The organism is Methylobacterium sp. 275MFSha3.1 (assembly GCF_900108435.1).
Lineage (GTDB): Bacteria > Pseudomonadota > Alphaproteobacteria > Rhizobiales > Beijerinckiaceae > Methylobacterium.
Genome location: NZ_FNWP01000043.1, coordinates 1 through 26,012, shown reverse-complemented (window position 1 = coordinate 26,012; position 26,012 = coordinate 1). Strand labels below are relative to the sequence as shown.

The following is a 26,012-nucleotide window of genomic DNA, read 5'->3' as shown; positions in this document are numbered from 1 at the left end:
TCGTGATCGGCTTCGAGGCCGACGCCCAGTACGTCGACTTCGCCCGCCGCGCCAACGCCACCCAGAACTACAGCTTCCTCGGCTTCCCCGGCGTCGCCTTCTCCAACCCGCCGGCCTTCGTCGCCACGAGCGGCAACGGCCTGGACTACTTCGGCACCGTGCGCGGCCGCCTCGGCTACGCCTTCGACCGCACCCTCGTGTACGGCACCGGCGGCTTCGCCTACGGCTCGGGCCAGGACGACCAGAACTTCTCCGGCAACCGCTTCCGCGACAGCTTCCGCACCGGCTGGGCCGCCGGCGGTGGCGTCGAGTACGCCCTGCCCACCGACTCGTTCCTGAACTTCTTCCGCTCCTCGGCCGTCACGCTCAAGGTCGAAGGCCTGTACGTCAGCCTCGACCGCCAGAAGAACTCGGCCGGTGGCGTGTTCTACGGCAACCTCCTGCCCCCGAACGGCACCGCCTACCTCAACGGCGCCGCTGCCAAGACCGAGTTCGCCGTCGTCCGCGCCGGTCTGAACTACAAGTTCGGCTCCTACTGAGACCGGATGCCGGAGCCGGCTCTGCCGGCTCCGCGCTCCCGAAGGGCCCGGCCGCAAGGCCGGGCCCTTTCGCGTTTCGGGACAGCGAACCGACCTCGGCGGGTGCGACAGGGAGGGCCGGAACCGCGCGGGCCGCCCGCGATTGAGACCGCGGCGCCCCTCAGTGACCCGGACAGGGCCTTCCACGCAGGGACCGGGCGCGCGGAGCGATCAGCCATGCGAAGCCGAATCCTTCTCCTGTCGCTCGCGGCCCTCGGCCTCGCCAACGCGCCGGCCTCCGCGCAGGACGCCAGCGTGATCGGCAAGGACACGATCCTGCCGGCCACGGGACCGGGAACCTCGACGGACGGCAAGGGGGGCGGGCGGCTGACGGAGGCGGCGAGCGCCGAGGACGCCGCCAAGCGTCAGGGGCTCAAGCCCGTCACCTTCCTGACCACGAAGATGATCGGCGTGACGGTTCGCAACGCCGCCGGCGACAGCGTCGGCAAGATCGAGGATCTGCTCATCGCCGACGGCGGGACGCTCAAGGCCGTCGTGATCGACGTCGGCGGCTTCCTCGGCCTCGGCAGCAAGCTCATCGCGGTCGAGCCGGGCGCCCTCGTGCTGCGTCCCGGCGGCGACCGCTTTTCGGCGGTCCTCAACATGGGCAAGGACACGGTGGCGGCGGCCCAGCCCTTCGACCCGGCCAAGGTGATCGCGCCGCCCCGATAAGGCGCGACAGAAACCCGTCACCCGTCTTTGCGAGCGCAGCGAAGCAATCCAGGGCAGCGCCACTTCGATGAACGTGGCGCTGCTGGGCTGCTTCGCTGCGCTCGCAATGACGGCGCGGCGCCATCGACCGACGCGGCGCGGCCGCTCCGGCGTCAGATGTCGAGGTCGGCGCCCTCTGCGAAGGCCGCGCGCTCGCTGATGAAGGCGAAGCGCGCCTCGGGCTTGTTGCCCATCAGACGCTCGACCGTGTCGCCGGTCGATTCCCGGGCCTCGTCCAGGACCGCGACGCGCAGCAATGTGCGCTTCTTCGGATCCATGGTGGTCTCCTTGAGCTGGGCCGGCATCATCTCGCCGAGGCCCTTGAACCGCCCGATCTCGACCTTGCCGCCCTTGAACACGGTCTTGACGATCCGCTCCCGATCCGCGTCGTCCCGGGCATAGGCCACCTTCGAGCCCTGCTGCAGCCGATAGAGCGGCGGGATCGCGAGGTAGAGGTGGCCGCGGTCGATCAGCCTCGGCATCTGGCGGTAGAAGAAGGTGATCAGCAGCGAGGCGATGTGGGCGCCGTCGACGTCGGCGTCCGTCATGATGATCACCTTCTCGTAGCGCAGGTCCGCCTCGCGGAAGGCCGAACCGGTGCCGCAGCCGAGCGCCAGGGTGAGATCCGAGATCAGCTGGTTGGCGCCGAGCTTGTCGCGCGAGGCCGAGGCGACGTTCAGGATCTTGCCGCGCAGCGGCAGGATCGCCTGGGTCGCCCGGTCCCGGGCCTGTTTGGCCGAGCCGCCGGCCGAGTCGCCCTCGACGATGAAGATCTCCGAGCCCGCGGTGCCGGCCGCCGAGCAGTCGGCGAGCTTGCCGGGCAGGCGCAGCTTGCGGGTCGCGCTCTTGCGGGCGACCTCCTTCTCCTGGCGGCGGCGCAGGCGCTCCTCGGCCCGGTCGATCACCCAGTCGAGGAGCTTGTTGGCCTGGGCCGGGGAGGCGGCGAGCCAGTGGTCGAAGGCGTCGCGCACCGCCGTCTCGACGATGCGCTGGGCCTCCACGGTGGCGAGCTTGTCCTTGGTCTGGCCCTGGAACTCCGGCTCGCGGATGAACACCGAGAGCATCGACGCGCAGGTCGCCATGACGTCGTCCGTCGTGACGGCGGTCATGCGCTTGGCCTGGTTCACCCGCTCGGCGTGCTCGCGCAGGCCGCGCAGCAGCGCGACGCGCAGGCCCGCCTCGTGGGTGCCGCCCTCGGGCGTCGGGATCGTGTTGCAGTAGGAGTGCGAGATCCCGTCCTCGGCGACCATCCAGGCCACCGCCCATTCGAGCGACCCGTGCGAGCCCGGCTTGGTGATCTTGCCGGAGAACATGGCGTCCGTGACGAGTTCCTTCCCGTCGATGTCCCGGGCGAGGTAGTCGCGCAGCCCGTCGGGGAAGCGGTGCACCGCCTCGGCCGGCACGTCCTCCAGCCCCTCGAGGAGGGCGGAGGCGCAGCGCCAGCGGATCTCGACGCCGCCGAACAGGTAGGCCTTGGAGCGCGCCATCTTGAACAGGCGGCGCGGGTCGAACTTCAGCGAGCCGAAGATCTGGGCGTCCGGGTGGAAGCGCACGCGGGTGCCGCGGCGGTTCTGCACCCGGCCGACCAGTTCCAAAGCCCCTTGGGCATGACCGCGCGAGAAGGTCTGGCGGTAGAGGGTCTGGTTGCGCGCCACCTCGACCTCCAGCAGGTCGGAGAGTGCGTTCACCACCGAGATGCCGACGCCGTGCAGGCCGCCCGAGGTCTCGTAGACCTTCGAGTCGAACTTACCGCCGGCGTGCAGCGTGGTCATGATGACCTCGAGCGCCGACTTGCCGGGGAATTTCGGGTGCGGGTCGACCGGGATGCCGCGGCCGTTGTCGGTGACGACGAGGGCGCCGGTCTCCTCAAGCTCCACCTCGATGAAGCTGGCATGGCCGGCGACCGCCTCGTCCATCGAGTTGTCGATCACCTCGGCGAACAGGTGGTGGAGCGCCCGCTCGTCGGTGCCGCCGATATACATGCCGGGCCGGCGCCGGACGGGCTCCAGCCCCTCCAGCACCTCGATGTCGGAGGCGGTGTAGCCGCCCTCCGGCTCGGCGGCCGCGAGCGTCGCCACGGAGGCCGCCGAATCCAGCCGCCGCCGCGGCTCGGGCGGGCGGGCCGCCGCGCCCTTGCCGCCCGGCCCGAACAGGTCCCGCGCCGGATCGCTCACGCGCGGCCTCCTGGCGCGCGGCGCGTCGGCCGGCTCGGCTTCGCGCAGACGGGTCTTGGGACGGGTCTCGGGTCGTGGAGCATGCGCCTTCATCCCCGCATGATAGCGGAACAAACCATAAACATCAAAGCCGTTCGCCCTGCGGCGAGGCGGTCGCATCATCGCATGCTGCGCCGCCGCGAGCGAGGGCCGCGTCCGTGCCGGCACACGGTTCCGCGCGCCGGGCCGTCATCACGACGTTGCACAACAATGGGTTAAGGCTTTCTCGTGACCCGCATGCCCGGCTTCCACAGGCGACGCCCGGAACAGAACGGGACGATCGACGTTGGTGGCGGAGATAAATCTTGACCGTGGTCAGGGAGCCGCAGTCCATGAGCGACGCCGCGATCGAGGCCCGCCGCCTCACGTTGATCCGCTTCGAGCATGCGGCCGGCGCCGCCTTCGGCTGCGACGATGACGCGGCCGCAGTGCCGCCGGCCCGGGCGCTGATGAACTCCACCACCCTCGCGCTCGCGACCTTCGCGACGGCCGTGGCGGCGACGATCACCTACTTGGTCTGAACCCGATCGCTGACCGCAACCCGCGGTGAGGGGCGGCAACGCTGCCTCTGCCACGTCCTTGCGAGCGGAGCGAATCAACCCAGTCGGCGCCACGTTCGAACGCCTCGCGCTGCACTGGATTGCTTCGCTCCGCTCGCAAGGACGGGCGGGCTTGCCGGCCCGCCTCAGCCTCGTCCACGAACGCTTCAGCCCGCGCTCGACGTCTTCGCCGCCGCCTTCTTGGCCGCAGGCTTCTTCGCGGCGGTCTTCTTCGCCGCCGGCTTGTCGCCGCTCGCGGCCCGCGCCGACCCTTTCCGGACCGCCCCGCGCTTCGCCGGCTTGCCGCCGCCCGCGGCGCGCTTGGCGTTCACCAGGGCGATCGCCTCGTCGAGGGTCAGCGCCTCGGCGCTCATCGTCTTCGACAGCGTGGCGTTGACCTCGCCGTCCGTGACGTAGGGCCCGTACTTGCCGGCCTTGACCACGAGATCGCGGCCGCTGGCCTCGTCCTTGCCGAGCGGCCGGCCCGGATCGGCGGCCGGGCGGCCGCGTCCGCCGCCCTGCTCCTTGGCGACGATCAGGTCGATGGCGCGGTTAGCCCCGATCTCCAGCACGTCGTCGTCCTTGCCGAGATTGGCGTAGGTTTTCCCGTGCTGCACGTAGGGTCCGAACCGGCCGAGATTGGCCAGGATCGGCTCGCCGGTCTCGGGGTGGCGGGCCACCTCGCGCGGCAGCGCCAGCAGGGCCAGCGCCTTGTTCAGATCCACGTCCGAGGGGCTGAGCCCCTTGGGCAGCGACGAGCGCTTCGGCTTCTCGGCGCCCTTCTCGGCGGAGGCCTCGCCGAGCTGGAGGAACGGCCCGAAGCGGCCGTCGCGCAGCGTCACCGGCAGGCCGGTCGCGGGATCGTCGCCCAGCACCCGCACGCCCGGCTGGCCGCCCTCGGCCGAGGAGCCGTCACCGTCGCCGTCGACGCCCGAGGCCGAGAGCTGCCGGGTGTACTTGCACTCCGGGTAGTTCGAGCAGCCGATGAAGGCGCCGAACTTGCCGAGCTTCAGCGACAGCTGGCCCGAGCCGCAGGTCGGGCAGGTGCGCGGGTTCGAGCCGTCGCCCTTGTTGGGGAAGATGTGCGGGCCGAGGAGGCCGTTCAGCGCCTCCAGCACGTCGGCGACGCGCAGCTCCTTGGTCTCACCGATCGCCGCGGAGAAGTCGCGCCAGAAGTCGCGCAGCACCGCCCGCCAGTCGATCTCGGCGTTGGAGACCCGGTCGAGCTGCTCCTCGAGGCCGGCGGTGAAGTCGTACTCGACGTAGCGCCGGAAGAAGCTCTCGAGGAAGCCCGTGACGAGCCGCCCCTTGTCCTCCGGCTGCAGCCGCTTCTTCTCGATCTTGACGTATTCGCGATCCCGCAAGGTCTGGAGAACCGCGGCATAGGTCGACGGGCGGCCGATGCCGAGCTCCTCCATGCGCTTCACGAGGCTCGCCTCGGAGTAGCGCGGCGGCGGCTCGGTAAAGTGCTGGGTCGAGCTGATCCGCTCGCGGGCGAGCGGGTCGCCGGCCTTCATGGGCGGCAGGCGGCGGCTCTCCTCGTCCTCCTCGTCGTCCTTGCCCTCCTGGTAGAGGGTCAGGAAGCCGTCGAACTTCACCACCTGGCCGGTGGCGCGCAGGTCGATGGTCCGCGGTCCGACCTTGGCGGTGACGTCGACGGTGGTCCGCTCCAGCTCGGCCGATTCCATCTGGCTGGCCATGGTGCGGGTCCAGATCAGGTCGTAGAGCTTGGCCTGCTCGGGCTCGAGGTGGCGCGCCACCATCTTGGGCAGGCGGCCCATGTCGGTGGGGCGCACGGCCTCGTGGGCCTCCTGGGCGTTCTTGGCCTTGACGCTGTACTTGCGCGGCACGTCCGGCACGTAGCGGTCGCCGAACTCCTTGCCGATCACCCGGCGGGCGTCCTGGATCGCCTCCGGCGCCATGTCGACGCCGTCGGTCCGCATGTAGGTGATGATGCCGACCGTCTCGCCGCCGACATCGACGCCCTCGTAGAGGCGCTGGGCGACCCGCATGGTCTGGGCCGGCGCCATCCCGAGCTTGCGGGAGGCCTCCTGCTGCAGCGTCGAGGTGGTGAAGGGCGGCTGCGGGTGGCGCTTGGCGGGCTTGGCCTCGACGCTCGCCACCTGGAAGGTCGCGAGTTCCAGGTCGCGCTTGAAGGCGGCCGCCTCCTCGCCCGTGCCGACGTCGAGGCGCTGGATCCGCTTGCCGTCGGCGCCCACGAGGCGGGCCTCGAAGGTCGCGCCGTCGGCGGTCGTCAGCGTCGCGATGAGCGTCCAGTACTCGCGCGGCTTGAACCGCTCGATCTCCATCTCGCGCTCGACCACGAGCCGGAGCGCCACGGACTGCACGCGCCCGGCCGAGCGGGCGCCCGGCAGCTTGCGCCACAGGACCGGCGAGAGGTTGAAGCCGACGAGGTAATCGAGCGCCCGGCGCGCCAGGTAGGCGTCGACCAGCGCCTGGTCGATCTCCCGCGGCTTGCGCATCGCCTGCTCGACCGACGCCTTGGTGATGGCGTTGAAGGTCACGCGCTCGACCGGGATGCCCTTGAGCGCCTTGCGGGCGGTGAGCGCCTCCAGCACGTGCCAGGAGATCGCCTCGCCCTCGCGATCCGGGTCGGTGGCGAGGATCAGCTTGTCGGCGCCCTTGACCGCCTTGGCGATCTCCGAGACCCGGCTCGCCCCGCGGTCGGCCAGCTCCCAGACCATGTGGAAGTCCTGCTCGGGATCCACCGAGCCGTCCTTGGGCGGCAGGTCGCGGATATGCCCGAAGGAGGCGATGACTTCATAGTCGCGGCCGAGATACTTATTGATCGTCTTGGCTTTGGCCGGCGACTCGACGACGACGACTTTCATTCAGACCTCTGCCCCTGACGGAGCCTGGGCGCGACGGACGAATTCTGTTCGAGATTCGCGTGGGACGTATGCCCGCCGTCGGGCCGGGGCCGCGCGCCGGGCACAAGTGGGTCACGGGCGGCGGGTTGTCAAATCGCGAGGTTGTTCGGGGGAGCCACTGCGCGGCACTTTTCGGGCCGGGTCCTGATCAGGTTCCGCGTCGCTCCACCTGTCCGGGGAAGAGGCCATGCAGGATGAAACGCGGCCCGGGCTCCAGCACGGAACTTGCCGCGTCAGCAGCTCAAAATCCCGTCAGTCGCCTCAGATCCCCGCGTACCACTCGTAGCCGCGGTCTTCCCAGTAGCCGCCGCTGCCCTGGCCGATCCCGGCGAGCGACTCCACCATCTCGACCCGCATCACGTACTTGGCCTGCTTGTAACCGAGCTGGCGCTCGACCCGCAGCCGCAGGGGCGCGCCGTTCGAGACGGGCAGCGGCTTGCCGTTGAGGTCGTAGGCCAAGATCGTCTGCGGGTTGAAGGCGTCGTAGAGGTCGATGCTCTCGTAGTAGCGGATCGGGATCCCCGCCGGCGCGGGCTCCGGGGCCGGGCTGCCCTGGCCCCAATCGTCCTTGGGCGCGTCGGTCGCGGTGGCCGGGCCGCCCCAATCGTCGGCGGCGGCGAGCTGCACGTAAGCCTCGCGCACCGCGCCCGGATGGGTCGGGCGCCAGAGGGACGCGCCCTGGTCGCGCCCTCTGCCACCGCCCTTGGGACCGGCCTCGAACTCCAGCGTGTCGGCGCAGTGGAACACCGCGTAGCGCGCCTGCGGCTTCAGCCCGGCCTTCTTGAGCACCTCGGCGAGCGGCACGCCGCCCCATTGCCCGATGCAGCTCCAGCCCTCCACGCAATCGTGCCGCGTGATCTGGGTGCGGGCGGGCAGGGCGCGCAGGTCCGCGAGGCTCAGCGACAGCGGCGTCTGGACCAGCCCGTCGACGGAGAGCTTGAAGTCCGAGAAGTTCCGCGCCGCCAGCGCCCGGTAGGCGCGGTCCGGCGGGTCGATCGTGCCGTTCGGCTTGAACCAGGGCGAGATCATCGAGGCCGGGAATTCCCGGGCCAGGGTCGTCGGCGACATCAGCAGGCGCTGGACGTATTCATTGGCGTCCTCGCCGACCTTGAGGGTGCGCTGCCCCGTCTCGGTCCCGGCGAACTTGTCGCAGCCGGCCAGCAGCGCGGTGCCCATCAGGCCGGCGCCCGCGGTGAGGAGCTTGCGGCGGTGGAGGATCATCGCGCGGTCTCCCGGTCGCGGCCGAGGCTGAACCAGCCGGTGATCATGCCGCGCATGTTGTTGACGAGCCCGGAGACGACCACGAGCAGCACGTGGACCACCACGAACAGCACGATCAGCCCGGCGGCGATGAAGTGGACGCTGCGCGCCGATTGCCGGCCGCCGAACACCTCGGTGAGCCACGGCCAGGCCGCGTCCATCCCGGGCGACATGGCGAGGCCGGCGAGCACCATCGCGGGCAGCAGGCCCAGCACCAGCACGAGGTAGGTCAGCTTCTGGATGACGTTGTAGCGCTTGGCCTCGGTGCCCTCGGGGAAGCGCAGGAGCAGGTGCTCCTTCACGGAGCCGCCGAAGTCGCGGATCTGGTCGCCGTCCGGGATCAGGCGGCGGCGGAGCTGGCCCGAGACCAGGCCGTAGAGCAGGTAGACCGCCCCGTTGATCACCAGCAGCCACGCGAACAGGAAATGCCAGCGCCGCCCGGTGGCGAGATCCTGGTTGGCCGGCAGCGTCGCCCAGGACGGGAAGGCGCGCTCCACCTCGGTGCCGCCCTCCCTCGACAGGCCGAGCACGCCGGTCGTGTCGAGGGTGTGGGAACCGACCGTCACGACGCCGCGGGTCGTGCCGTCGCGGCCGGGCTCGCTGGTGATGGCGAGCGACGGATTGTCGAAGGTCGAGACCGAACCCCAGTAGAGCGCCGGGTGGGCGTTGAAGATCTGCAGGCCGCTCATCAGCAGCACCAGCAGCACCGCGGCGTTGATCCAGTGCGCCAGCCGGATGACCAGCGGGTGGCGGTAGAACCAGCGGCGCCCCTGCCGGTCGACGGTCTCGGGGGCTTCGAGGGCAGGGGAGGCGGCCAAGCGTCTGGATCCCGGGCAAGCGGCGCGGGGTCGGGAGCGTACGAATCCCGACCGTTCGGGCAGATACGTGGCGCGGGGGCGGGCGGTTACCATCCGCCGGGAAAAAGGCCGCAGCCGCCTCTCGAAGTGCGACTGCGCCGATGGGCGCGCGCCGTCGATGACGGAGCGCGACGCGCCCCATCCTGCCGCCGGACGGACAGCCTGGGCCTCGAACCCGTGACGCCCGCAGCCCCTGACGGAGCGAGCGTCATGACTGAACCGGGATGAGCGCCGAACAGCCTTGCCCCCAGGGCGCGCCGCACCTACACCCGGGCCTCATCATGACGACGCCTCCGACCCCGGCCTTCCCGCACCGGCACCTCCTCGGCATCGAGGGCCTGACCCGGCCCGACATCGAGGGGCTGCTCGACGCCGCCGAATCCGCCGTCGATATCTCGCGGCAGGTGGAGAAGAAGCGCACGACCCTGCGGGGCCGCACGCAGATCAACCTGTTCTTCGAGCCCTCGACGCGGACGCAATCGTCCTTCGAGCTCGCCGGCAAGCGGCTCGGCGCCGACGTGATGAACATGTCGGTGGCCTCGTCCTCGGTGAAGAAGGGCGAGACCCTGATCGACACCGCCGCGACGCTCAACGCCATGCGGCCCGACATCATCGTGGTCCGTCACGAATCGGCGGGCGCCGTTCACCTGCTCGCCCGCAAGGTCGACTGCGCGGTGGTCAATGCCGGCGACGGCGCCCACGAGCACCCGACCCAGGCCCTCCTCGACGCGCTCACCATCCGCCGCAACAAGGGCCGGATCGAGGGCCTGCAGGTGGCGATCTGCGGCGACGTCCTGCACTCGCGGGTGGCGCGCTCCAACATCATCCTGCTCCAGGCCATGGGCGCGCGGGTCCGCCTGATCGCGCCCTCGACGCTGCTGCCCTCCGGGATCGAGCGCTTCGGCGTCGAGACCTTCACGGACATGCGCAAGGGCCTCGTCGGCTGCGACATCGTGATGATGCTGCGCCTCCAGCGGGAGCGCATGAACGGCTCGTTCGTCCCGTCCGTGAAGGAGTATTTCCGCTACTTCGGCCTCGACGGCGAGAAGCTGGCGCTCGCCAAGCCCGACGCGCTGGTGATGCATCCGGGGCCGATGAACCGCGGCGTCGAGATCTCCTCCGAGATCGCCGACGGGGCGCAGTCGCTGATCCGCGAGCAGGTCGAGATGGGCGTGGCCGTCCGCATGGCCGTGCTGGAGGCGCTGGCGCGGCACCTGCCGAACGGGTGAACCCAAGACAACGGGTGATCCCCAGACAAAGCCGGGCGGCCTTCACCCGCTCCGCTTGCCCGCCGAGCGGCCGTGGCGCAGTTTCCTGCCGAAATCCGGCCCTGATCTGTATAAGGGGCCGTCGCAACATGCAGATCGCTTCATGACCGCCTACACGCTCGCCGACCTCGCCGCCCTCGTGGCGAGCCGTGCCGGGACCGATCCGGCCACCTCCTACACGGCCAAGCTCCTGTCCGAGGGCCCCGCCAAGGCGGCCAAGAAGCTCGGCGAGGAGGCGGTGGAGGCGGCGATCGCGGCCGTGCAGGGCGACAAGACCGGCCTGCGGAACGAGGCCGCCGACGTGCTCTACCACCTCGTCGTGCTGCTCCGGGCGGGCGGGGTCGAGCTCGACGCCGTGATGGCCGAGCTGGAGCGTCGCACGGCCCAGAGCGGCATCGCCGAGAAGGCCGCGAGGCGCCACGCGTGAACGCGGCCGCGCTGCCGGGCTCGGTCGAGGCGATCCTCGAAGCGTCCGACCGGCTCTCGCCGTATCGCCGCTTCAGCCGCGAGGAATGGGCGCAGCTGCGCGCCGACACGCCGCTCACCCTCAACCAGGAAGACCTGGAGCGGCTGCAATCGATCAACGACCCGATCTCGGTCGAGGAGGTGGTGGCGATCTACCTGCCGCTGTCCCGTCTGCTCGCCCTGTACGTCGCGGCGACGCAGGGCCTGTTCAAGGCGACGCAGCGCTTCCTGCTCGCCGAGCGCGAGACCAAGGCGCCCTACATCATCGGGCTCGCCGGGTCGGTGGCGGTGGGCAAGTCCACGACCGCCCGCATCCTGACCGCCCTGCTGGCGCGCTGGCCCAACACCCCCAAGGTCGACCTCGTCACCACCGACGGGTTCCTGCTGCCCAACGCCGAGCTCGCCGCCAACGGGCTGATGGAGCGCAAGGGTTTCCCGGAGAGCTACGACACCGCCGCGCTGCTGCGCTTCCTCCACGACGTCAAGGCCGGCCACAAGCGCGTGACCGCGCCGCTCTACTCGCACCTCGTCTACGACCGGGTGCCCGGCGAGGAGCGGGTGGTGGAGAGTCCCGACATCCTGATCGTCGAGGGCCTGAACGTGCTCCAGCCCGCCCGCCTGCCGCGGGACGGGACCGCGATCCCGTTCGTGTCCGACTTCTTCGACTTCTCGATCTATCTCGACGGCCACGAGGACGACCTGCACCGCTGGTACGTCACGCGCTTCATGAAGCTGCGGCAGACGGCGTTCCGCGACCCGCGCTCGTACTTCCGGAAATACGCCGAGATTGCCGAGACCGAGGCCCTCGACATCGCCGACCGGCTCTGGACGACGATCAACCTGCCGAACCTGCGCGAGAACATCGTGCCGACCCGCCAGCGGGCGAGTCTGATCCTCACCAAGGGCGCGAGCCACCGGATCGAGAGCGTGGCGCTGCGGCGGCTGTAGGCCGGTTCGGGCCGATCGCGCGATCGGCCCGCATGAAGACCGAACCTCCGTCATCACGAGCGACGCGAAGTGACCCAGGGCAGCGCGACGTTCGGGGCGATGTCGCCGGCTCTGGATTGCTTCGCTTCGCTCGCAAGGACGTGAACGACCGAGCCCAGGCGCATCACGCGAACGGGAACTCCGCCTCCGCCACGTACGGACCGCCGCCGGTCGAGTCCCGCGCCGAGAACAGCGTCACCCGGTCCGACGTGTAAGTCAGCGGCGCGAAGACCGGCGCCTGCGACAGGTACATCGCCGCCGCCTCCGGCGTGGCGTCGCGCCGGAGGCGCGCCAGGGTCACGTGCGGGGTGAATTTCCGCCGCTCCGGCTCGACCCCGGCCCGGCGCACGAGCCGCTCCTGCTCGGCCTGGAGATCCGTCAGCTCCGCCTCCGGCACCACCGAGGCGTAGAGCGCCCGCGGCCTGTCGCCGCCGAAGATGCCGAGGCCGTCGAGCGTCACCGTCAGGGCCGGGCGGACCCGCATCTCGGACAGCGCCTCCACCACGTCGTCGGCCGTGGTCGCGTCGACGTCGCCGATGAACCGCAGGGTCACGTGGAAGTCGCCGGGCTCGATCCAGCGGGCGCCGGGCAGGCCGCCCTGCCAGGCCCTGAGCGCGTCGGCGATCGCGGGCGGCACGGCGAGGCCGGTGAACAGGCGCGGCACTACCGCGACGCCCCCTGCCGGAGGCCCCCCAGGAAACCCTCCACCGTCGGCAGCATGCGGGAAGCGATGGTCTCCACGCCCTGCCGGTTCGGGTGGATCATGTCGTCGAGGTGCTGCGCCCGGTCGCCGATGATCCCGTCGAGGAAGAACGGGTAGAGGGTCAGGCCGTAGCGCTTGGCGAGCGCCGGGTAGATCGCGTCGAACCGCGCCTTGTAGTCCGGCCCGAGGTTGGGCGCGGCCTGCATGCCGGCGAGCAGGACCGGGATGCCCCGGGCCTTCAGCCGCTCGATGATCGCCGACAGCGCGCCCTCGGTGACCTTCGGGTCGGTGCCGCGCAGCATGTCGTTGGCGCCGAGTTCGAGGATCACGCCCGCGGTCCCGTCCGGCACCGACCAGTCGACCCGGTCGAGGCCGCCCGTGGCGGTGTCGCCGGAGACGCCGGCATTGGCGACCGTCACGTCCGCGCCCCTGGCCTTGAGCAGGCGCTCCAGCACGGTCGGGAAGGCGGCGTCGGCCGGGAGCTTGTAGCCCGCGGTCAGGCTGTCGCCGAGGGCGACGAGCTTGACCGGCCCGCCGGGCGCGGCCCGCGCTCCCGGCGCGACGGCTGTCATGAAAGGGACCATCAGGAGCGCTAGCGCTGCGGCATACAGGGCCGTGCGCCGGAACACAGCGCGCGCGTCATGGCGCGGCCCCAATGCCGAACCCATATCGCGGTGCACCCGCGGCCCGTAGAGCCAAGATCGAAGCCGAAGGGATCGACCCCACGTGAGGACCTCGCGCGCCATGCTCGTCATCGCCCACAGATCGGCTCACCGGTGAGCCAAGGCAAGGTGCTGCGCGAGCCCGCGATCGCGCTGTCGGACATCGATCTCAGCCTCGGCCGCGGCGCCGCCCGCGTCCACGTCCTGCGCGGCATCTCGCTGAATGTCGACCGCGGCGAGGCGGTCGGCCTCGTCGGCCCGTCCGGCTCCGGCAAGTCGACGCTGCTGATGGTGATGGCCGGGCTGGAGCGGCCCGATTCCGGCGGCGTCGTCATCGAGGACACCGACCTCGTCCGCCTCGACGAGGACGCACTGGCGCGGTTCCGCGGGCGCCGGATCGGCATCGTGTTCCAGGCCTTCCACCTCGTGCCGACCATGACGGCGCTCGAGAACGTGGCGCTGCCGCTCGAACTCGCCGACCGGCCCGGCGCCCTGGAGCGCGCCCGCGCCGAGCTGGAGGCGGTCGGCCTCGGGCACCGGCTGCACCATTACCCGGCGCAGCTCTCCGGCGGCGAGCAGCAGCGCGTCGCCATCGCCCGGGCGGTCGCCCCCGACCCGGCGATCCTGGTCGCCGACGAGCCCACCGGCAACCTCGACGAGGCCACCGGCCGCCAGATCGTCGACCTGCTGTTCCGGCTGAAGCGCGACCGCGGCGCGACGCTGGTCCTCGTCACCCACGACAACGGCCTCGCCCGCCTGTGCGACCGCACCGTGCGCCTGCGCTCGGGGCGGATCGAGGAGGCGGTGACCGCCTGATGCACGGCACGATCACCCGCCCCGACCCCGCGCCCCGCCGGATCCCGCTCACCCTGCGCCTCGCGCTGCGCGAGTTGCGGGCCGGGCTCAACGGCTTCGCGGTGTTCCTCGCCTGCATCGCGCTGGGCGTCATGGCCATCGCGGGCGTGGCGTCGATCTCGCGCTCGCTCTCGGACGGGCTCGGCCGGGAGGGCCGGCGCATCCTCGGCGGCGACCTCGCCTACAATCTCATCAACCGGGAGGCGACCGACGCGGAGAAACAGGCCCTCGCACGCGAAGGCCGCCTCGACATCGTCGCCTCCCTGCGGGCCATGGCGGTGGCGCCGAGCGGCGACGCGGCCCTGGTCGAGCTGAAGGCCGTCGATCCCGCCACCTACCCGGCCGCGGGCGACCTCGCCACCGACCCGTCGGGCCGCCTCGCCGACCTGCTAGCGGAGCGCGACGGGGTGCCGGGGGCGCTCGCAGACCCGGCGCTCCTCACCCGCCTCGACGTCAAGGTCGGCGACCGGATCGCGCTCGCCGGGCACCCGGTGGCGATCCGCGGCACCATCGTGTCCGAGCCCGACAAGATCGCCGGCGGCATCGGTTTCGGGCCGCGGCTGATGATCGCCGAGCCGACGCTCCGGGCCACCGGCCTCGTCCAGCCCGGCAGCCTCAACCGCTGGAGCTACCGCCTCCTCCTGCCGCCCGGCGCGCCGGATGCCGACCTCGACGCCGCGCAGGCCCGGATCCGCGCCGCGACCCCCGAGGCCGGCTGGGAGATCCGCTCGCGCACCAACGCCGACCCGCGCTTCGCCAAGAGCATCGAGCGCTTCACGCAGTTCTTGACCCTGGTGGGACTCACCGCGCTGATCGTCGGCGGCGTCGGGGTCGGCAACGCTGTCCACGCCTTCGTGGAGCGCAAGCGGCCCTCGATCGCGACGCTCAAGAGCGTCGGCGCGCCGGGCTCGCAGGTGGTCGCCCTGTACCTGACGCAGGTGATGCTGATCGCCGGCCTCGGCACCCTGATCGGCCTCGCGATCGGCGCGAGCCTGCCCTTCCTCCTCGACACCCTGTTCTCCGCCGACCTGCCGCTGCCGCTGAACCCGACGCTCGCCCCCGGGGAGCTGGCGCTCGCGGCCGCCTACGGGCTGATCACGGCCTTCGCCTTCGCGATCACGCCGCTCGGCCGCGCCCACGACGTGCCGGTCTCCGGGCTGTTCCGCGACACGGTCGACCCGGCCCGCGTCAGCCCGCGCTGGCGCTACCGGATCTGGCTCGCCGTCAGCCTCGCGGCCCTGGTCGGCCTGTCGGTGGCGACCGCCTTCGACCGGCGCGTCGCGCTGATCTTCATCGCGGCCGCAGCCATCGCGTTCGGCCTGCTGCATCTGGTGGCGCTCGGCCTGATGGCGCTCGCCCGCCGCCTGCCGCACCCGCGCTGGCCGGCGCCCCGGATGGCGCTCGCCAACCTGCACCGGCCCGGCGCCCTGACGCCCGCCATCGTCCTGTCGCTCGGCCTCGGCGTGACGCTCCTCGTGACGCTCAGCCTGATCGACGCCAATGTCCGCCGCACGATCAGCGCGACCCTGCCGGCCCGGGCGCCGAATCTCTTCTTCCTGGACATTCCCTCCCGGGACGCCGCCCAGTTCCGCGAGTTCCTGGCACGCTCGGCCCCGAGCGGGAAGATCGAGGATGTGCCGATGATGCGCGGCCGGATCGTCGCCCTGAACGGCGTGCCGGCGAGCAAGATCCGCCCCCCGGAGGACGCCGCCTGGGTGCTCGACGGCGACCGGGGCATCACCTACGCCGACACGGTGCCGGACGGCTCCAGCCTCACCGAGGGCGCGTGGTGGAGCCCGGAGCAGGGCGCGAAGCCGCTGGTCTCCTTCGAGGCCGACCTCGCCCGCCAGCTCGGCCTGAAGCTCGGCGACACCGTGACGGTGAACGTGCTCGGGCGCGACCTCACCGCGACGATCTTCAACCTGCGCCGGGTGGAGTGGCGCAACCTCGGCATCAACTTCGTGATGGTGTTCTCGCCGGGCACCTTCCGGGGGGCGCCGCATTCCGACCTCGCGACGCTGACCCTGCCCGGCGGCACCGACGCTTCCGCCGAGAACCGCATCCTGCGCGACGTCGCCAAGACCTTCCCGTCGGTGAGCGCCGTGCGGGTGAAGGACGCCCTGGACGCCATCGGCGACCTCGTCGGCCGGCTGGTCCTGGCGATCCGGGGGGCGAGCGCCGTGGCGGTGCTGGCGAGCCTGTTCGTGCTGGCCGGCGCCATCGCGGCCGGGCACCGGGCGCGGCTCTACGACGCCGTCGTGCTCAAGGTGCTGGGCGCGAGCCGGGCGCGCCTGCTCACCGCCTACGCCCTCGAATACGCGGCGCTGGGCCTCGCCACGGCGCTGTTCGGCCTCCTGGCCGGGACGCTCGCCGGCTGGGTGATCGTCGCCAAGGTCATGCACCTCGACTTCCGCCTCGACCTGTCGGGCGCGCTGGTCGCGGCCGTGGCCGCGGTGGCGCTGGCGATCCTCCTCGGGCTCGTCGGCACGTGGCGGATCCTGGGGCAGAAGCCGGCGCCGTATCTCCGGCAGGCCTGACGGAGGCCGATCCCGCAGGCTCCGTATCCGGTTCAGCCCCGGCGGAGGCCGCGATCAAGGCCGTCGAGAGCGGCGGACCGCGCCCGGCCGGAGACGGTCCGGCAGGATATCGAAGCCCTCGGTCCGTGGGGGAGGGGCTTCCAACCGTCGGACCCCGCGCTCACGGGTCGCCGCGCTCCGCATTCTCCGCGGTGCGCGCGCATGCCTCGGTCGGTTCGGGGCCGACCAGAGCTTGGACCGCCTCACCGAATCGCCTCCGCGCCGCAGGATCGAGTCGGCGCAGGTGGACCCCGACCAGCATCAGCAGCCGCTCCGTCTCCCGCTCGATGGCCGGACGGACCACAGATCCGCAGTGATCGGAGCCGTAGAACGCCTCGATCGGCAAATCGAGGGACTGCGCAATCCTGTTCAGCGCGCGCGCGGCGGAGGATTCCACCTTCTGGTCAGCAATCGTCCGCAGGAATTCGAGTCCGTTCTCATCCATGGCGGCCCCTCGAATCACTCGCGACGGGGGAAAATTTCCCAACCATGACAAGAAGTGCCCCCGTGAAGGGGTATTCGCAAGTGAACTCTTTGTCATTTCGCCGGAAGATTGGTACGGAGCTAGACATTCGAGCTTCGAGCGGCCCGGGGGGACCGTCCACCATGCGCATCAACGTCATCGATGGCTACGCGGAGAACGCCGACCGTCTCCGGGCGGCTCTCGAAGCCTCGTGCGTTGTGGGAACCTGGGAGTGGGACCACGTCCGCGGCGTGGTCGTCTACGACGCGGGCGCGGCCCGGTTGCTGACCGGCAATCCCGACCTCGCCGACCGTCCGATCAACGGGCCGATGGCGCTGGCCGCGGTGCATCCCGAGGACATGACGTGGTTGATGGACCACATGCTCCGGGCCGTCCGGTCGAGCGGGCTGGTCCTTGCCGAATACCGCGTGTTCAAGGCGGACGGCACCGTGCGCTGGCTCCTCAGCCGGGGGCGGACCCATCGGAACGAGGACGGCGAGCCGCAGCGCTCGCACGGCATCCTGATGGACATCACCGAGATCCGCGACGGCGGCGACCGCTACGTGGTCGGCAGGCCCATGGCGGGCGGCGACCCGCTGGAGCGGGCGGCCGACCTCGCCGTCGCGCTCAAGGAGACGCTCACCGACGACATGCCCGCGGAGGTGCGGGCGGCCGCCGACCTGATGCTGCTGGGTCTGGGCCGTGCCCTGGCCCGCCGGATGACGCACTGAACCGCCCCTCCCGGGCCGCCCAGATCCCGCGCGCCGGAGAGCGGATCTTCGAGGCTGCGCACCCGCCGTGCAGGCACGAACCCGCCGGGACTTGGCGATCTGGACCGGAGAAACCGGGGCGCACGCGGACGCACGTGGCATAAGGAAGCCGTTAAGACTTCGCGCGGGCGCATCGAAACGCCTGGACGGCGGCAACCGTCAGTCGAACAACCCGACGACGGAGCGGAATGCATTTTAATCCCGGCCCAGATGGACAAAAATACATCCGCCGGACACGCAAAAGCGGCCCCGGAACCGTGGCCGGGGACTTGTGTCGCGGCTTCGGGCGCAACATATTCCGGATCGAGGCGCCAGCCCGGCGCCAGAGGTCCTGCGTGGGCCTCGACCGAACACCACGCTGAGAGAGCCTCCGCAAGGAAACTCCCATGGCATTCGAGAACAGCCCCTTCCGGTACGGCGCCCAGCAGCCGACCGGCTACGCCGGCACCCAGGTCGAGGTCGATCAGGGCCTGCGCACCTTCATGCTCGGCGTCTACAACAACATGATCGTCGGGCTCGGCATCTCGGGTCTCGTCGCGCTCGGCCTGAACATGGCCTCCGTGGCGGCCTACCAGGGCACCCGCCCGATCCTGACCCCGTTCGGTCAGACCCTCTACCTCAGCCCGCTGAAGTGGGTCCTGATGCTCGCCCCGCTGGCGTTCATCTTCGTCTTCTCCATGCGGATGGACCGGATGTCGGCTTCGTCCGCGCGGACGATGTTCTGGGCCTTCGCGGCGGTGATGGGCGCCTCGATGTCCTCGCTCCTCCTGGTGTTCACCGGGGGCAGCGTGGTGCAGGTGTTCTTCATCACGGCGGCGGCCTTCGGCTCGCTCAGCCTGTGGGGCTACACCACCCGGCGCAGCCTCTCCGGCATGGGCTCGTTCCTGATGATGGGCCTGATCGGCATCATCCTCGCGTCGCTGGTGAACATCTTCTTCGCCTCGTCGGCCCTCCAGTTCGCCATCTCGGTGCTGGGCGTGCTGATCTTCGCGGGCCTGACCGCCTACGACACCCAGAAGCTCAAGGAGATGTATCTCTACGGCGGCTTCGACGGCGAGATGGCGGCCAAGATGTCGGTGAACGGCGCCCTGACGCTCTATCTCGACTTCATCAACATGTTCCAGTTCCTGCTGAGCCTGATCGGCGACCGCCGATAAGCCAGCCCGAACAAGACGGGTCGAGGGAACCCCGGCGGGACACCGCCGGGGTTTCTTTTTGCCTGGCCGCCGCGCGCGGATGCGCTAGGCTCGGGCCATGCCCGCGCTCTCCGACCTCTCCGGCCTCTCCGCTTTCCCGATCACCCCAAGCGACGCAGACGGCCGCGTCGACGCGGAAGCGCTGCGCCGGTTGCTGGAGCCCCTGGCGGCCGCCGGGGTCGACTCGATCGGCCTCCTCGGCAGCACCGGGACCTACGCGTACCTGAGCCGCGAGGAGCGGCGCCGGGCGGTGGCGATCGCCGCCGAGGCCGTGGCCGGACGTGTCCCGCTCCTCGTCGGCATCGGCGCCCTGCGCACCGACGAGGCCGTCCGCCTCGCGCAGGACGCGCGGGCGGCCGGCGCGGATGCCGGGCTCCTCGCCCCCGTCTCGTACACGCCGCTCACCGAGGCGGAGGTCGAGGCGCATTTCGCGACCGTAGGGGAGGCGGGCGGCCTGCCCCTCGTCCTCTACGACAACCCCGCGACCACGCATTTCCACTTCACGCCGGCGCTGATCGGCCGGATCGCCCGCCAGCCCGGGATCGTGGCCGCCAAGTGCGCCGCGCCGGAGCCGGCGCGGGCCGCCTCCGGGATCGCGGCCCTGCGGGAGGCCGTCCCGGCGGGCTTCCCCATCGGGTTCAGCGGCGACTGGAACGTCACCGAGGCGCTGATCGCCGGCGGCGCGGCGTGGTTCAGCGTGGCGGGCGGCCTGTTTCCCCGGACCTGCCTGGCGATCGTCCGGGCCGTGGCGGCGGGCGAGACCGAGCGGGCCCGCGCCCTCAACGCCGAGCTGGAGCCCCTCTGGACGCTGTTCCGGACGCATTCCAGCCTGCGGGTGGTCTACGCCCTGGCCGATCTCATGGGCCTGTGCCGCGCCGAGCCGCCGCGGCCGATCCGGCCCCTGGCGCCGGAGGCGGTGGCCGAGATCGCCGCGACCGTCCGGCGCCTGTCCCTGTCCTGAGCGGGCGCCGTCAGACCGCCGCCGGTGCCGGTTCCAGCACGGCGATCACCCGGGCGAGCTCGGTACCGCGCTTCAGGATCTGGCCGCTCGCGGCGACGACGGCGTAGGCCCCCTGGCGCCGGGCGAGCTTGGGATCCTTCTCGATGCGGTAGAGCGGCATCTCGGAGGAGCGCCGGTAGATCGAGAACACCGCCTTGTCGCGGCGGAAATCGAGGGCGTAGTCGCGCCACTCGCCCGCGGCGACCTGCCGGCCGTAGAGGTTGAAGATCGTGCGGAGCTCGTCCCGGTTGAAGGCGATCTGCGGAGGGGCCGCGCGGGCGGGGAAGGGGATGACATGGCCCACCGCCTCGTCGGGCCTCGACCCGGCGCTCGTCCTCTCGGTCATCACGGCTCCCGTGCATCGATGCTTTGCCGGATGATGGGCCTCGCCGCCGCGGCCCGCAAGGGTCGCGCGCGCCGTGTCCCACGAGACACGCCCAAGCGACAAAAAACACGGTTTGGCCCGATTCACGCCTTTTGCAGGCCGCGTTGCGGCGCGACAACAGGCGTCGAACCTCGCCGGGTTCTGCCCGGTCGGCGACCGACACCCAGCTCCCCAGCCATCGGTCGCCGCTCGGGATCCCAGGATCCGGCACTCCGAGGTTTCGAGACCCAAGACTTCAGGCCGCCCCTCGGGCGGCCTTTTTTCCGTTTCCCGTCGGGCCGGGGTTGCGGCTATGCCAGCCGCACCATGGGCCCGCCCGCCTTCGACGCCGCCTTCCTGCACGACCTCGACGCGCTGTTCGCGTGGCGCCGCGACGTGCGCCGCTTCCGGACGGATCCGGTCGACGAGGACGTCCTGCGCGCCTGCCTCGCGGCGGCCCACCGGGCCCCCTCGGTCGGCAACAGCCGGCCCTGGCGCTTCGTGCGGGTCGCGGATCCGGGACGCCGCCGCGCAGTCGCGGAGAACTTCGCCGGCTGCAACGAAGCCGCGGCCGCGGGCTACGCGACCGACCGGGCCGCGCAGTACCGCGGCCTGAAGCTCGCCGGCCTGCGTGAGGCGCCGGTCCATCTGGCCGCCTTCTGCGACGCGGCCACCGAGACCGGCCTCGGCCTCGGCCGGGCCAGCATGCCGGAGACCCTGGCCTACTCGGTCGTGGGGGCGGTGCAGTGTTTCTGGCTCGCCGCCCGGGCCCGCGGCCTCGGCGTCGGCTGGGTCTCGATCCTGGAGCCGGAGGCGGTCACGGCGATCCTGGCCGTGCCGGAGACGTGGCGGCTCGTGGCCTATCTCTGCGTCGGCTACCCGGTGGAGGAGCATCTCGACCCGGAACTGGAGCGCCACGGCTGGCAGTCGGAGGACCGGCGCGGGAGCGAACTCCACGAGCGCTGACACGCCCGCGGAAGGAGGGCCGGGCAACCGACCGTACACCGTGGATCGTGGTTGCTCTTTTACCGTACCCCGCGGATCCGCAGAATGACACCGCGTCAACCATAGCTTTTCTCGGAACGGTAAGCTCGGCCGGGGATTACTTGCCCGCGTCTAGTCTAGCTTTGCGAGGATCGCGGTGATGTCGGGTCGGGTGGCGGCTCTATTTGGTTTGGCCGGCGCAATGCTGGCCGGTTGTTTCCAGGCGGCGCAGGCGCGCGAGATCGTCCCCTTCGCCAACGGCGTCGCGCCGGGCTCGGTGGTGATCAGCGTGTCGCAGCGCAAGCTCTACCTGGTGAACGGCGACGGCACGGCGATCCGCTATCCCGTGGCGGTGGGCCGTCCCGGCAAGCAGTGGTTCGGCATCAAGCCGATCGACGGCAAGTACGTCGCCCCCGCCTGGTCGCCCCCCGCGGAGGTGAAGCGCGACAACCCGCGGTTGCCGAACCTCATCGCGGGCGGCTCGCCGCACAATCCCATGGGGGCGGCGGCGATGACGCTCGCGGGCGGCGAGTACGCCATCCACGGCACCAACCGGCCGAACTCGGTGGGCACCTACGCGTCCTACGGCTGCATCCGGATGTACAATCAGGACGTGGTCGACCTCTACGCGCGGGTCGATGTCGGCACGCAGGTCTACATGACCCACTGAACCCACTGAGGCCCGCCGGCCTCACCCGGCCGGCGGTGCGGTCGCCTCGACGGCCGTGAAGGTCTCCAGGATCCGGTAGGTGTGCGCGGCGCCGGCCGGCACGCAGTAGGAATCGCCCGGCGCGAGCGCCACGGTCTCGCCCTCCAGCACGAGCTCGGCTCGGCCGCTGATGACGTAGCCGACCGTCTCGTGCGCCGAGGTCGTCATCGGCTTGTCGGCGTTGGGCTCCTCGGCCCGCCACATCCGCATGCCGAGCCGCTCGCCGCGGGCGAGGTGGATCTCGCCGTGCGGGCCCGCGGCCGCGCTCCGGGCCGATACTGTCGTCGCCATCGTCGCCTCCCTCCGGTGAACCTCGCCAACGGGGCCCGGCGCCCGACGTTCCGCGCCCGACAGCGCGACACGTTCGGCAAGCCCCGCGCAGGCGCGCCGCTTGACGGCCCGCGCCGCGCCCCGACAGGATGACGCACCGGTCCGAGAGGCGCCCGACAGAGGCGCGGGCCGGCGCGGCGTCCGCGATCCCGCCCGGGTCCGGCGCGTCGGCGGACGACCCGGATCGGGAGGGACGCGCCATGCAGATCAAGGCGGCGATCGACAGGATTCCCGGCGGCCTGATGCTGGTGCCGCTCCTGCTCGGGGCCCTGTGCAAGACCTTCGCGCCGGGCGCCCCGGCCTATTTCAAGGGCTTCACGCAGGGGATCATGACCGGCGTGATCCCGATCCTGGCGGTCTGGTTCTTCTGCATGGGTGCCTCGGTCAGCCTGAAGGCGACCGGCACGGTGCTGCGCAAGTCCGGGACGCTGGTGGCGACCAAGCTCGTCGCCGCCTGGGCGATCGTGCTGGTGGCCGGGCTGTTCATCCCGCCCGAGGGCATCCAGACCGGCTTCTTCGCCGGCCTGTCGATCCTGGCGATCGTCTGCGCGATGGATATGACCAATGGCGGCCTCTACGCCTCGCTGATGCAGACCTACGGCAGCCGCGAGGAGGCCGGCGCCTTCATCCTGACCTCGATCGAGTCCGGCCCGCTGATGAGCATGATCATCCTCGGCGCCTCCGGGGCGGCGCATTTCGAGCCGCAGATCTTCGTGGGCGCGGTGCTGCCCTTCCTGGTCGGCTTCGCCCTCGGCAACCTCGACCCGAAGCTCCGGGCCCTGTTCGCGCCCGGCGGCCAGCTGATGATCCCGTTCTTCGCCTTCGCGCTGGGGAACACGGTCGACCTCAACAACCTGCTCTCGCCGCTCGCGGGGCTCGGCATCGTGCTGGCGCTCACGGTGATCGTCCTGACCGGCATCCCGCTGATCCTGGCCGACCGGGCGATCGGGGGCGGGACGGGCACGGCCGGTTTGGCCGCCTCCTCCACCGCCGGGGCGGCGGCCGCCAACCCGCTGGCGATCGCCGCCGTCGCCCCGCAATTCGCCCCCTCGGCGCAGACCGCCACCGTGCTGGTGACGATCTGCATCATCGTCACCTCGATCCTCGTGCCGATCCTGACCGGGCTCTGGTACCGGCGCTTCGGGGCGGGCGTGGCGGAGGCCCGGGCCGAGGAAGAGGCCGGCGCGCCGCTGGCGGTCCCGGCCGAGTAGGCGCCCCGCGGCGGATCTCTCAGAAGTCGACCGCGAGGCCCTTCACCTCCCAGTCGTCGTAGCGGACCGGCTCCAGGCCGCCGCGCCCCTGGCGCTCGGGCTTGGCGCTGATCTCGGCGGCCCGGGCGTCGATCGCCGCGCGGCGCTCGGCGGCCTCGGCGAGGGCGCGCTGCGCCGCCGGGCTGAGGATGCGGGGCGGGGCGGCGCCGTCTCCGGCCTCCGCGGCCGGGTCCTGTCGGTGCGGGTCCTGTCGGTGCAGGTCTCGTGCGGTCGGCTCTTGCATCGCGCTCGCTCGGGTGTGAGGGCGTGGGTCCGGAAGACGTCGGATCTGGAGCAGAAGTGGCATCGCGGGACACAGGCCGCAACACGCGGAACGCAGCGGCACCGGGCGGGACCGGTCCGGACATCGCGGGACTGGGGGCGCGCCGCGCGGCGATGCAGGCGGTCGCGGCCCTGATCGGCCAGGAGCGCCCCCCCGCCCTCGACGACGCCCTCGCCCAGGCGATCCGCGCCGAGGCGCTGGCGCCGGCCGATGCCGGGCTGGCGCGGGCCATCGCGGTGGCGACCTTCCGCCGCTACGGGCTGATCCGCGCCGCCCTGGCCGCGCGGCTCGAGCGCGGGCTCCCGGCGGCCAAGCCGCAGCTCACGGCCCTGCTGGCCACCGCGACCGCCCAGATCCTCGACCTCGCGGTCCCCGACCACGCCGCGGTCGACCTCGCCGTGCGGCTCGCCAAGGCGGATACCCGCACGGCCCATCTCGCCGGGCTCGTCAACGCGGTGCTGCGCCGGGTCGCCCGCGAGCGCGACGCGATCCTGGCCGCGGACGCCGACGCCCTGGCGGTCAACACCCCGGACTGGCTCGCCCGCCGCTGGGTCGCGGCCTACGGGCCCGAGCGCGCGGCCGCGATCGCCCGCGCCCACCTCGCGGGGGCCGCCATCGACCTGACCCCGCGGGGCGAGCCCGCCGACTGGGCCGCGCGGCTCGGCGCCGTGACCCTGCCGACCGGCTCCCTGCGCCTGCCCGAGAACGGCCCGGCCATCCCCGAGCTGCCGGGCTTCCAGGAGGGAGCGTGGTGGGTCCAGGACGCCGCCGCGGCGCTGCCGGCCCGGCTCCTGGCGCCGCGGGACGGCACCCGCGTCCTCGACCTCTGCGCGGCGCCCGGCGGCAAGACCCTGCAGCTCGCCGCCACCGGCGCCCGGGTCACGGCGGTCGATCGGTCCGCACCGCGGCTGGAGCGCCTGCGCGAGAACGTCGCGCGGCTCGGCTTCGCCGTCGACGTCGTGGTCGCCGACGCCCTCGCGCTGGAGCCGCAGGACCACGACGCCGTGCTGCTCGACGCGCCGTGCTCGGCCACCGGGACGATCCGGCGCCATCCGGACGTGGCCTGGACGAAGGCCGAGGCCGATATCGGGCGGCTCGCCGCGCTCCAGGCGAAGCTCCTCGACCACGCGGCCGGGCTGGTGCGGCCGGGCGGCCTCCTCGTCTACTGCACCTGCTCGCTGGAGCCGGAAGAGGGCGAAGCGCAGGTGGCGGCGTTCCTGGCCCGCGATCCCCGCTACGCGCGGGTGCCGGTCCGGCCCGAGGAGGTCGGCGGCGCCGCGGCGCTGATCGACGACCGCGGCGACCTGCGCACGCTGCCGTGCCACCTGCCGGAGTTGGAGGGCGCCCGCGGCGGCCTCGACGGCTTCTTCGCGAGCCGGCTGCGGCGGGCGGACTGACCGGGCGCGAACCGGATTTTTAGGGAGGCGGGCCGGCGGTCCGCCTCCGCCCCATCATTTCGTGGGGTGCCGCAGGCGAGCCCGGAACCCGGACCTGCCGACGGTGCATTCCCGATCGTGTTGCAAAGGTCCGGAAGACAGGCGTCTGCGGGTCGGCACAGCCGCGCCGCGACGCGATCCCTCTCTCGCACGGGAGAGGGACCTGCGCCTGACTCTCATCTTGTTTCCGGGTCATGGGATCGATTCCGCCGTCCTCGCGAGCGGAGCGAAGCGATCCAGGGTCGCGCCCCGCTCAACGACGTCGCGCCGCCCTGGGTCGCTTCGCTGCGCTCGCGATGACGGAGAGGCGCGTCGACCGTGCTGCGCCGCTCAGTTTGCCTTGACAATGTTCCTATTTTGTGCTTCCTGACCGCACCTGTCCGCGGCGGCCCGGGAGCGATCCCGGGCCGTCCTTCGGGGGCCCGCCCGGTGGCTGACCGTGCGGGTCCGGGGACGGGGCGGCGCCCGCGTCGGTGGCTCTCAGCCGCCATCGCCCCGGGCGGCGGACCGGTGCGGGGCGTGCCTCGGACGCGGGCGTGAGACCGGGCGGCACTGTGCCCGGCGGGGTGAGGAAATGCCCCCGCGCCGACCCGCCTCTGGGCCGACCCTGAGCGACCTGCGGACCCGCCCACTACGAGGCGGGGGACGGCTGGAAGGCCACG

The 26,012-nt window shown here is 71.8% G+C and carries 24 protein-coding genes and 1 pseudogene; 15 read left to right on the top strand and 10 right to left on the bottom strand.

Going from position 1 to position 26,012, the window contains the following annotated elements; translation table 11 throughout:
- A pseudogene (locus BLW78_RS29035) lies at positions 1–539 on the top strand (porin family protein); the annotation flags it as partial.
- 216 nt (positions 540–755) lie between these two features.
- Positions 756–1,250 carry a PRC-barrel domain-containing protein gene (locus BLW78_RS29030; protein WP_020095331.1) on the top strand — a complete coding sequence of 165 codons (495 nt, stop codon included), beginning with the start codon at positions 756–758 and terminating at the stop codon, positions 1,248–1,250.
- A 152-nt stretch (positions 1,251–1,402) separates the two neighbouring features.
- Here the strand turns inward: BLW78_RS29030 and parE are convergent, their stop codons facing one another.
- Positions 1,403–3,463 (bottom strand): DNA topoisomerase IV subunit B, encoded by a 2,061-nt coding sequence (gene parE, locus BLW78_RS29025; protein ID WP_091683642.1) that lies wholly within the window; start codon positions 3,461–3,463, stop codon positions 1,403–1,405.
- A 371-nt stretch (positions 3,464–3,834) separates the two neighbouring features.
- Between parE and BLW78_RS29020 the strand changes: the two genes are divergently transcribed.
- Positions 3,835–4,023, top strand: coding sequence for a hypothetical protein (locus BLW78_RS29020; protein ID WP_042669668.1), 189 nt, complete (start codon positions 3,835–3,837; stop codon positions 4,021–4,023).
- Between the two features lie 185 nt (positions 4,024–4,208).
- On the opposite strand, the gene topA is transcribed toward BLW78_RS29020, so the two are convergent.
- The 3 genes from topA to BLW78_RS29005 all read right to left on the bottom strand — a co-directional run bounded on the left by topA (position 4,209) and on the right by BLW78_RS29005 (position 9,010).
- Positions 4,209–6,893 carry a type I DNA topoisomerase gene (gene topA / locus BLW78_RS29015; protein ID WP_091683640.1) on the bottom strand — a complete coding sequence of 895 codons (2,685 nt, stop codon included), beginning with the start codon at positions 6,891–6,893 and terminating at the stop codon, positions 4,209–4,211.
- Between the two features lie 300 nt (positions 6,894–7,193).
- The gene (locus tag BLW78_RS29010; protein WP_091683638.1) at positions 7,194–8,153 is read right to left on the bottom strand and encodes a molybdopterin-dependent oxidoreductase; all 960 of its coding nucleotides are present in this window, start codon (positions 8,151–8,153) and stop codon (positions 7,194–7,196) included.
- Positions 8,150–9,010, bottom strand: coding sequence for a cytochrome b/b6 domain-containing protein (locus tag BLW78_RS29005; protein WP_091683636.1), 861 nt, complete (start codon positions 9,008–9,010; stop codon positions 8,150–8,152). The genes BLW78_RS29010 and BLW78_RS29005 overlap by 4 nt, the downstream gene beginning before the upstream one ends.
- A 320-nt stretch (positions 9,011–9,330) precedes the next feature.
- Here BLW78_RS29005 and BLW78_RS29000 point away from each other — a divergent pair, with 320 nt between their 5' ends.
- The 3 genes from BLW78_RS29000 to coaA all read left to right on the top strand — a co-directional run bounded on the left by BLW78_RS29000 (position 9,331) and on the right by coaA (position 11,730).
- Entirely contained in the window at positions 9,331–10,278 is a 948-nt protein-coding gene (locus tag BLW78_RS29000; RefSeq protein WP_026605274.1) for an aspartate carbamoyltransferase catalytic subunit, read from the top strand.
- A 142-nt stretch (positions 10,279–10,420) separates the two neighbouring features.
- Positions 10,421–10,744, top strand: a complete 324-nt coding sequence (locus BLW78_RS28995; protein WP_020095338.1) for a phosphoribosyl-ATP diphosphatase — start codon at positions 10,421–10,423, stop codon at positions 10,742–10,744.
- Positions 10,741–11,730, top strand: a complete 990-nt coding sequence (coaA, locus tag BLW78_RS28990) for a type I pantothenate kinase (protein WP_091683634.1) — start codon at positions 10,741–10,743, stop codon at positions 11,728–11,730. The genes BLW78_RS28995 and coaA overlap by 4 nt, the downstream gene beginning before the upstream one ends.
- Positions 11,731–11,893: 163 nt before the next feature.
- On the opposite strand, the gene thpR is transcribed toward coaA, so the two are convergent.
- Both thpR and BLW78_RS28980 read right to left on the bottom strand, forming a co-directional pair.
- Positions 11,894–12,433 carry an RNA 2',3'-cyclic phosphodiesterase gene (gene thpR, locus BLW78_RS28985; RefSeq protein ID WP_042669663.1) on the bottom strand — a complete coding sequence of 180 codons (540 nt, stop codon included), beginning with the start codon at positions 12,431–12,433 and terminating at the stop codon, positions 11,894–11,896.
- Positions 12,433–13,044 carry an arylesterase gene (locus BLW78_RS28980; protein ID WP_091683632.1) on the bottom strand — a complete coding sequence of 204 codons (612 nt, stop codon included), beginning with the start codon at positions 13,042–13,044 and terminating at the stop codon, positions 12,433–12,435. Before BLW78_RS28980 ends, thpR begins: the two co-directional genes overlap by 1 nt.
- 222 nt (positions 13,045–13,266) lie before the next feature.
- Between BLW78_RS28980 and BLW78_RS28975 the strand changes: the two genes are divergently transcribed.
- Together BLW78_RS28975 and BLW78_RS28970 are read left to right on the top strand one after the other, a co-directional pair.
- Positions 13,267–13,950 carry an ABC transporter ATP-binding protein gene (locus BLW78_RS28975; protein ID WP_085986741.1) on the top strand — a complete coding sequence of 228 codons (684 nt, stop codon included), beginning with the start codon at positions 13,267–13,269 and terminating at the stop codon, positions 13,948–13,950.
- The gene (locus BLW78_RS28970; protein WP_091683630.1) at positions 13,950–16,526 is read left to right on the top strand and encodes an ABC transporter permease; all 2,577 of its coding nucleotides are present in this window, start codon (positions 13,950–13,952) and stop codon (positions 16,524–16,526) included. Before BLW78_RS28975 ends, BLW78_RS28970 begins: the two co-directional genes overlap by 1 nt.
- 160 nt (positions 16,527–16,686) lie before the next feature.
- Here BLW78_RS28970 and BLW78_RS28965 read toward each other — a convergent pair whose 3' ends face one another.
- The gene (locus tag BLW78_RS28965) at positions 16,687–17,010 is read right to left on the bottom strand and encodes a hypothetical protein (RefSeq protein ID WP_091683628.1); all 324 of its coding nucleotides are present in this window, start codon (positions 17,008–17,010) and stop codon (positions 16,687–16,689) included.
- 161 nt (positions 17,011–17,171) lie between these two features.
- Between BLW78_RS28965 and BLW78_RS28960 the strand changes: the two genes are divergently transcribed.
- The 3 genes from BLW78_RS28960 to BLW78_RS28950 all read left to right on the top strand — a co-directional run bounded on the left by BLW78_RS28960 (position 17,172) and on the right by BLW78_RS28950 (position 19,955).
- Positions 17,172–17,759, top strand: coding sequence for a PAS domain-containing protein (locus BLW78_RS28960; protein ID WP_091683626.1), 588 nt, complete (start codon positions 17,172–17,174; stop codon positions 17,757–17,759).
- 425 nt (positions 17,760–18,184) lie between these two features.
- On the top strand, positions 18,185–18,955 hold the full coding sequence (locus tag BLW78_RS28955) for a Bax inhibitor-1/YccA family protein (protein ID WP_020095346.1): 771 nt from the start codon (positions 18,185–18,187) through the stop codon (positions 18,953–18,955).
- Between the two features lie 97 nt (positions 18,956–19,052).
- Positions 19,053–19,955 (top strand): dihydrodipicolinate synthase family protein, encoded by a 903-nt coding sequence (locus BLW78_RS28950; RefSeq protein WP_020095347.1) that lies wholly within the window; start codon positions 19,053–19,055, stop codon positions 19,953–19,955.
- A gap of 10 nt (positions 19,956–19,965) precedes the next feature.
- Here the strand turns inward: BLW78_RS28950 and BLW78_RS28945 are convergent, their stop codons facing one another.
- Positions 19,966–20,340: a DUF2794 domain-containing protein gene (locus BLW78_RS28945; protein WP_091683624.1), complete on the bottom strand. Its 375-nt coding sequence runs from the start codon at positions 20,338–20,340 to the stop codon at positions 19,966–19,968.
- Between the two features lie 345 nt (positions 20,341–20,685).
- Between BLW78_RS28945 and bluB the strand changes: the two genes are divergently transcribed.
- Positions 20,686–21,324 carry a 5,6-dimethylbenzimidazole synthase gene (gene bluB / locus BLW78_RS28940; RefSeq protein WP_091683622.1) on the top strand — a complete coding sequence of 213 codons (639 nt, stop codon included), beginning with the start codon at positions 20,686–20,688 and terminating at the stop codon, positions 21,322–21,324.
- Between the two features lie 220 nt (positions 21,325–21,544).
- The gene (locus BLW78_RS28935) at positions 21,545–22,012 is read left to right on the top strand and encodes a L,D-transpeptidase (protein WP_234080996.1); all 468 of its coding nucleotides are present in this window, start codon (positions 21,545–21,547) and stop codon (positions 22,010–22,012) included.
- Between the two features lie 21 nt (positions 22,013–22,033).
- Here BLW78_RS28935 and BLW78_RS28930 read toward each other — a convergent pair whose 3' ends face one another.
- Positions 22,034–22,342, bottom strand: a complete 309-nt coding sequence (locus BLW78_RS28930; protein ID WP_042669659.1) for a cupin domain-containing protein — start codon at positions 22,340–22,342, stop codon at positions 22,034–22,036.
- Between the two features lie 239 nt (positions 22,343–22,581).
- On the opposite strand from BLW78_RS28930, the gene BLW78_RS28925 reads away from it, so the two are divergent.
- Complete coding sequence (locus BLW78_RS28925) at positions 22,582–23,592, top strand: 2-keto-3-deoxygluconate permease (protein ID WP_091683620.1); 1,011 nt, start codon at positions 22,582–22,584, stop codon at positions 23,590–23,592.
- 19 nt (positions 23,593–23,611) lie between these two features.
- On the opposite strand, the gene BLW78_RS31920 is transcribed toward BLW78_RS28925, so the two are convergent.
- Positions 23,612–23,875, bottom strand: a complete 264-nt coding sequence (locus tag BLW78_RS31920; RefSeq protein ID WP_056531163.1) for a DUF1674 domain-containing protein — start codon at positions 23,873–23,875, stop codon at positions 23,612–23,614.
- Positions 23,876–23,931: 56 nt separating this feature from the next.
- Between BLW78_RS31920 and BLW78_RS28915 the strand changes: the two genes are divergently transcribed.
- Positions 23,932–25,311: an RsmB/NOP family class I SAM-dependent RNA methyltransferase gene (locus BLW78_RS28915; protein ID WP_170855276.1), complete on the top strand. Its 1,380-nt coding sequence runs from the start codon at positions 23,932–23,934 to the stop codon at positions 25,309–25,311.
- The last annotated feature ends 701 nt before the right edge of the window (positions 25,312–26,012 follow it).

Coding starts and splice junctions, on each gene's coding strand:
- BLW78_RS28930 (WP_042669659.1), bottom strand. CDS start 22,342: ATGGCGACGACAGTATCGGCCCGGAGCGCGGCCGCGGGCCCGCACGGC.
- BLW78_RS28960 (WP_091683626.1), top strand. CDS start 17,172: ATGCGCATCAACGTCATCGATGGCTACGCGGAGAACGCCGACCGTCTC.
- bluB (WP_091683622.1), top strand. CDS start 20,686: ATGGGCCCGCCCGCCTTCGACGCCGCCTTCCTGCACGACCTCGACGCG.
- BLW78_RS28935 (WP_234080996.1), top strand. CDS start 21,545: ATGCTGGCCGGTTGTTTCCAGGCGGCGCAGGCGCGCGAGATCGTCCCC.
- BLW78_RS28965 (WP_091683628.1), bottom strand. CDS start 17,010: ATGGATGAGAACGGACTCGAATTCCTGCGGACGATTGCTGACCAGAAG.
- BLW78_RS28995 (WP_020095338.1), top strand. CDS start 10,421: ATGACCGCCTACACGCTCGCCGACCTCGCCGCCCTCGTGGCGAGCCGT.
- topA (WP_091683640.1), bottom strand. CDS start 6,893: ATGAAAGTCGTCGTCGTCGAGTCGCCGGCCAAAGCCAAGACGATCAAT.
- BLW78_RS29010 (WP_091683638.1), bottom strand. CDS start 8,153: ATGATCCTCCACCGCCGCAAGCTCCTCACCGCGGGCGCCGGCCTGATG.
- BLW78_RS28955 (WP_020095346.1), top strand. CDS start 18,185: ATGGCATTCGAGAACAGCCCCTTCCGGTACGGCGCCCAGCAGCCGACC.
- BLW78_RS29000 (WP_026605274.1), top strand. CDS start 9,331: ATGACGACGCCTCCGACCCCGGCCTTCCCGCACCGGCACCTCCTCGGC.
- BLW78_RS28945 (WP_091683624.1), bottom strand. CDS start 20,340: ATGACCGAGAGGACGAGCGCCGGGTCGAGGCCCGACGAGGCGGTGGGC.
- BLW78_RS28950 (WP_020095347.1), top strand. CDS start 19,053: ATGCCCGCGCTCTCCGACCTCTCCGGCCTCTCCGCTTTCCCGATCACC.
- BLW78_RS28980 (WP_091683632.1), bottom strand. CDS start 13,044: ATGACAGCCGTCGCGCCGGGAGCGCGGGCCGCGCCCGGCGGGCCGGTC.
- BLW78_RS31920 (WP_056531163.1), bottom strand. CDS start 23,875: ATGCAAGAGCCGACCGCACGAGACCTGCACCGACAGGACCCGCACCGA.
- BLW78_RS29030 (WP_020095331.1), top strand. CDS start 756: ATGCGAAGCCGAATCCTTCTCCTGTCGCTCGCGGCCCTCGGCCTCGCC.
- BLW78_RS28925 (WP_091683620.1), top strand. CDS start 22,582: ATGCAGATCAAGGCGGCGATCGACAGGATTCCCGGCGGCCTGATGCTG.
- BLW78_RS28970 (WP_091683630.1), top strand. CDS start 13,950: ATGCACGGCACGATCACCCGCCCCGACCCCGCGCCCCGCCGGATCCCG.
- BLW78_RS29020 (WP_042669668.1), top strand. CDS start 3,835: ATGAGCGACGCCGCGATCGAGGCCCGCCGCCTCACGTTGATCCGCTTC.